The organism is Streptomyces sp. NPDC056480 (assembly GCF_042795405.1).
Taxonomy (GTDB): Bacteria; Actinomycetota; Actinomycetes; order Streptomycetales; family Streptomycetaceae; genus Streptomyces.
This window is the reverse complement of the sequence record NZ_JBHTSA010000228.1, coordinates 1-5,084: the sequence shown is the minus strand read 5'-3', so window position 1 is coordinate 5,084 and position 5,084 is coordinate 1. Positions and strand designations below refer to the sequence as shown.

Below are 5,084 nucleotides of genomic sequence, written 5' to 3'. Positions count from 1 at the left end.
CGGTCGACGACGGCGACGGAGACGCGCTGGTTCTCCTTCTCGGCGGCGTCGAGCGTCGCCTGCGCGGCCTTGGTCGCGGCCTCGATCGTCAGGTGCGTGGACCGGGTGGTGTTCTTGTTCTTGACGTCCGCCTTGGCGACCGCGGCGGCGGGGGCGGCCGCCGTGTTCTCGCCGGTCGCGCTGGCCGAGTAGGCACCGAAGCCACCGAGGGCGAGCGCGGCGACGATCGCACCACCGGTGACGACACGGGTGCGCGAGGTCTTCTTCACGTGCTTCATGGGATCTGCTCCAGTGAACTCGGTGGACTGCGGGGGCCGTCGGTGCTCCGTGGCCCGCTTCCCCTCCATCCTGGGGCGGTGCCCCGTCCCCGTCGGTCGTCGTCCCGGCTGCCTCCGGCGCCCGCAACGGTGGACCCCGGGGTCATCCGATCGGTTGACCCGCCGCGCGGCCCGGCCCCCGGCCGCCCGGGTCCGCCTAGCTGCCCGGGTCCGCCTCGCCGCCGGGGTTCCCCTCGCGGCCCGCGCCCCCCTCGTGCCGGTGGACGGCGAGGTCCGTGAACGCGCGCGTGGCCGCACTCCGGTAGCCGGCCGCCCGGCGGAGGAGGGTGACGCCGCGGGTCGGCAGGGCGGGGGAGAGCGGGACGGGGGTCAGATGCGGATGGTCCCGGGTGACGGCATCGGGCAGGACGGTGGCGAGCGCGGTCCGCCGGACGATCTCGGTCAGTGCGCTGACGGCGTTGGCCTCCACCGCGATCCGCGGCCGGAGGCCGTGCTCGGATACGTACGCGTCGACGTGCCGCCGGGTCGCGAAGTCGGCGCTGAGCAGGGCGAGGTGATGGTGGTTCAGCTCCTCGGCCGGTACGGGCTCGGTGCGGCCGGCGAAGGGGTGGCCGGGGCCGACCACGAGCCCCAGGGTCTCGGTGAACAGCGCGGTGTCCTCGATGCCCGGCAGATGGCCGCCCCGGAAGGCGATGCCGAGGTCGAGGCGGTCGGCGAGGAGCTCGGCCTCGATGCGGTCCTGGGGCAACTCCCTCACCTCCACGGCGATCCCGGGGTGCCGGGTGTGGAAGTCGGCGACCAGCGGGCCCGTGAGGTACGTGAAGGTGGGGGTCGCGGCGAGCCGGATCCGGCCCCGGGAGAGGTCGTGCACGTCGAGCACCGCCCGCTCGCCCGCCGCCAGGTCCTGGAGCGCGCGCCGCGCGTAGCCCGCGTAGGCCTCCCCGGCGTCCGTGAGGCGCACCGTGCGGCCGGTGCGGTCAAGGAGCAGCACTCCGAGGGCCTTCTCCAGCTGCTTGATCTGCTGGGAGAGCGTGGGCTGGGCGATCCGGAGCTCTTCGGCGGCCCGGGTGAAGTTGGCGTGCTCGGCGACGGCGAGGAGATAGCGGAGATGGCGGAGTTCCGGCTGCATGCCGTCGACTCTATCCGCAGCCATAGATGACAGCTATAGCAGACATCGACAAGGCGTCTTGGACGCTATAGGTGCTGGTCGTGCAGGGTGAAGACATGCCTCATCTCGCCGAGGGGATCGCCCGCTTCCAGCGGGAGGTCTTCCCCGCCAAGGCAGGGCTCTTCGCCCGCCTGGCCACCGTCCACCGTCCCGGCACGCTGTTCATCGGCTGCTCGGACGCCCGCGTCGTACCCGAACTCATCACCCAGACCGACCCCGGCGAACTCTTCGTCGTCCGCACCGCCGGAAACCTCGTCCCCGCCCACACCCCGGGCACCGACGGCGTCGCCGCCGGCGTCGAGTACGCCGTCACCGTCCTCGGCGTCCGGGACGTCATCGTCTGCGGCCACTCCGCCTGCGGTGCCATGACCGCGCTCGCCGAGGAGCGCGACCTGAGCGGCGCGCCCGCCGTCGCCGCCTGGCTGCGGCACGCCGACGCCTCCCTGGCCCGTACCGCGGCCGCCGGACGGGCGGGCGACGTGGCCGCGCTCGTACGGGAGAACGTCGCCGCGCAGCTGGCGAACCTCGCCACCCACCCCGCGGTGGCCCGTGCCCTGGCACGGGGGGAGGTACGGCTCCACGGCTGGGTCTTCGACATCGCCGACGGCACCGTCGAGGAGCTTCCCGGGACCTTCACCCACACCACCTGAACCGCCCCTGGCCCTGGCCTCGGCCTCGGCCTCGGCCCCGACCCCTGCCTGGTCCCCGGCCCAGGCCCCGCGCCCGGCCCCGAACCCGCACATCGTCCGGCGCCGGCCGAGCGCGTCTCTTCCCCCTCATCCCGCCCCTTCTCGAGAACACCTCCGCCGAAAGGACGTACCTCTCATGGTGCACGCCCAGTTCGACCCCACCGCCCGCCACGAGCTCGCCGTCGCCGCCGTCGACGCCAAGACCGTCAAGGACCTGAGCTGGCAGCAGATCGCCGACGCCGCCGGGCTCTCCGTCGCCTTCACCACCGCCGCCGTCCTCGGCCAGCACGCGCTGCCCGAGGCCTCCGCGCGGGCCGTCGCCGAGCTCCTCGGCCTGGACGAGGACGCGGTGCGGCTGCTGCGGACGATCCCCACCCGGGGCTCCCTCGACGGCATCCCGACCGACCCGACCATCTACCGCTTCTACGAGATGCTCCAGGTCTACGGGACCACGCTGAAGGCCCTCGTCCACGAGGAGTTCGGCGACGGCATCATCTCCGCGATCAACTTCAGGCTGGACGTGAAGAAGGTCGCCGACCCCGAGGGCGGCGAGCGCGCGGTCATCACGCTCGACGGCAAGTACCTGCCGACCAAGCCGTTCTGACCCCTCGCGCCGACGCGCCCCCGGACGGTCCTCCTGGTTCCGCTTCCGGGGGTGCGGCCTGCGGTTCTATGGTGGGCGGCGCAGATCGCGCGGACCGCGCGGTCCTCCGCGGGCACGCGCCCGGCCCGGCGGCCAACCCGGCGGCAGGGTCGCACCCGCACGACACGAGGAGTTCCATGGACATCGCCGGCTCCGCCGCTCTCGTCACCGGTGCCGCTTCCGGTCTCGGCGCCGCCACCGCCGCGGCGCTCGCCGCCCGGGGCGCCACGGTCTACGGCCTCGACCTGGACAAGGCCGTGGCCGCCGCCGGGCAGCTGCCCGAGGGCGTCCGGCTGCTCGCCGCGGACGTCACCGACGAGCAGCAGGTCCGCGAGGCCCTCGCCGCGATCGACGCCGACGGCGCCGAGCTGCGGCTCGCCGTGAACTGCGCCGGCATCGCGCCCTCGGCCCGCATCCTGGGCCGCAAGGGACCGCACGACCTCGATCTGTTCCGGGCCGTGGTCGACGTCAACCTGATCGGTACGTTCAACGTGATGCGGCTCGCCGCCGAGGCCATCGCCCGGCACGAGCCCGACGAGCACGGGCAGCGCGGTCTCGTGGTCAACACCGCCTCGATCGCCGCCTTCGAGGGCCAGGTCGGCCAGATCGCCTACGCGGCCTCCAAGGCGGGCGTCGCCGGTATGACGGTCACCGCCGCCCGCGACCTGGCGCAGTTCGGCATCCGGGTCGTCACCGTCGCCCCCGGCATCGTCGACACCCCGATGATGGCCGGGTTCGGGGAGGACGTCAGGGCCGGTCTCGCCGCGAGCGTCACCTTCCCGCAGCGCCTCGCGCGCCCGGAGGAGTACGCCCGTCTGGTGACGATGATCGCCGAGCACGACTACCTCAACGGCGAGACGATCCGGATGGACGGCGCGCTCCGGATGAGCGCCCGCTGAGCCCTGGCGCAGCGGCCTCCGGGCCTCCGTACCCTCGCGACAGCACTCGGTGCCGGATCTCTCCGGCACCTAGTGCCGCGCCGTGGGGATCCGGGTGTTAGGTTCGGGCCATGGGAACAGCCGGATCAGCGTCGACGAACTCCACGAAGCCCGCGATGCGGGACTCCCTCATCGCCGCGGCCTTCCAGCTCTTTCTGGAGCGGGGCTACGAGCAGACCACGGTCGACGACATCGTCACCCTCGCGGGCGTCGGCCGGCGGTCCTTCTTCCGGTACTTCCCGTCGAAGGAGGACGTGGTCTTCCCCGACCACGAGCAGTGCCTCGCCGACATGACACGCTTCCTCGCGGCGAGCGCGGACTCCGACGACCCCATGGTCAGGGTCTGCGGCGCCGCCCGGCTCGTCATGCGGATGTACGCCGAGAACCCGACCTTCTCCGTGCAGCGCTACCGGCTCACCCGTGAGGTGACCGGACTGCGCACGTACGAGCTGTCGGTGGTCTGGCGGTACGAGAAGACCCTCGGCGACTATCTGCGCACCCGCTGGGCCGACCGCAGGGACGGCACCCTGCGGGCCAACGTGGCCGCCGCCGCCGTGGTCGCCGCCCACAACCACGCCCTGCGGCACTGGCTGCGCTCGGGCGGGGAGGGCGACCCGCTGGCGGAGGTGGACAGCGCCCTGGAGTTCGTCCGGGGCACCTGGAGCCCCGACGCGGTCGTGGCCGCGCCGGCCGAGGAGGCCGAGGACGTCGTCGTGGTGATCACCAAGCGGTCCACCCCCATGTGGCGCGTGGTGCGTGAGGTGGAATCGAGCCTCGGCGAGAGCTGAGAGCCGGCTCAGGGGTTCGCGGTATCTCTAATTGAGGGAACTCAGGTCTTTATTTGATGGCACTCAGTGCCATATCTTTGCTCCATGCACGGTCGAGCCGCCGAGTGCAAGGAGAAGGCATCGTGTTCCACACGGGACTGAGGAGCGGGACCGCCGTCCAGGCCGCCGAGGAGGCGGGCCCCGACGCCGAGCTCTACTTCCAGCGCTGCCGCTGGTGCCACACCACGACGTTCCAGCGACTGCTCTGTCCGACCTGCGGGTCGACCGATCTCAACCCCGAACTCAGCGAGGGCGAGGGCGTGATCTCCGTACGGCGCGGGGTCGCCGCCGCCGATGCCGACCTCTGGCCGGTGTACATGACGGAGGGCTTCACCGTCCGCTGCCGGGTCGACGGGCCGCTGCACGCGGTGCGCCCCGGCGTCCGGGTCAAGGTCGCGTCGGGGGTCGGCGTGACCGGTCGCAGGCCGATCGTCCGGCTCTGCGAAGAGGTCCCCCTCGACGGATGGATTTGATCCGCGGGACCCGGTTCCGCCCGACTCGGGAGCAACACAGAGGGGCGGGTGGTGGCACAGAGTGCCAC

Annotated in this window: 6 protein-coding genes and 1 pseudogene; 5 read left to right on the top strand and 2 right to left on the bottom strand. The window is 72.7% G+C overall.

Annotated features, from left to right (window positions below):
• Positions 1–269 (bottom strand): annotated as a pseudogene (locus tag ACFQ79_RS40270) (heme-binding protein); the annotation flags it as partial.
• A 205-nt stretch (positions 270–474) separates the two neighbouring features.
• On the bottom strand, positions 475–1,407 hold the full coding sequence (gene cynR, locus ACFQ79_RS40265) for a transcriptional regulator CynR (RefSeq protein WP_383593249.1): 933 nt from the start codon (positions 1,405–1,407) through the stop codon (positions 475–477).
• A 95-nt stretch (positions 1,408–1,502) separates the two neighbouring features.
• Between cynR and ACFQ79_RS40260 the strand changes: the two genes are divergently transcribed.
• From ACFQ79_RS40260 to ACFQ79_RS40240, 5 genes are all read left to right on the top strand, one after another.
• Positions 1,503–2,096, top strand: coding sequence for a carbonic anhydrase (locus ACFQ79_RS40260; RefSeq protein ID WP_383593246.1), 594 nt, complete (start codon positions 1,503–1,505; stop codon positions 2,094–2,096).
• A gap of 175 nt (positions 2,097–2,271) precedes the next feature.
• Positions 2,272–2,739 (top strand): cyanase, encoded by a 468-nt coding sequence (gene cynS / locus ACFQ79_RS40255; protein ID WP_383593243.1) that lies wholly within the window; start codon positions 2,272–2,274, stop codon positions 2,737–2,739.
• Between the two features lie 176 nt (positions 2,740–2,915).
• A complete protein-coding gene (locus tag ACFQ79_RS40250; RefSeq protein ID WP_355970347.1) occupies positions 2,916–3,677 on the top strand; it encodes an SDR family NAD(P)-dependent oxidoreductase in 762 nt (253 codons plus the stop codon).
• Between the two features lie 110 nt (positions 3,678–3,787).
• Positions 3,788–4,504, top strand: coding sequence for a TetR family transcriptional regulator (locus tag ACFQ79_RS40245; RefSeq protein ID WP_030327028.1), 717 nt, complete (start codon positions 3,788–3,790; stop codon positions 4,502–4,504).
• Positions 4,505–4,626: 122 nt separating this feature from the next.
• Complete coding sequence (locus ACFQ79_RS40240) at positions 4,627–5,016, top strand: zinc ribbon domain-containing protein (RefSeq protein WP_383593240.1); 390 nt, start codon at positions 4,627–4,629, stop codon at positions 5,014–5,016.
• Positions 5,017–5,084: the final 68 nt, after the last annotated feature.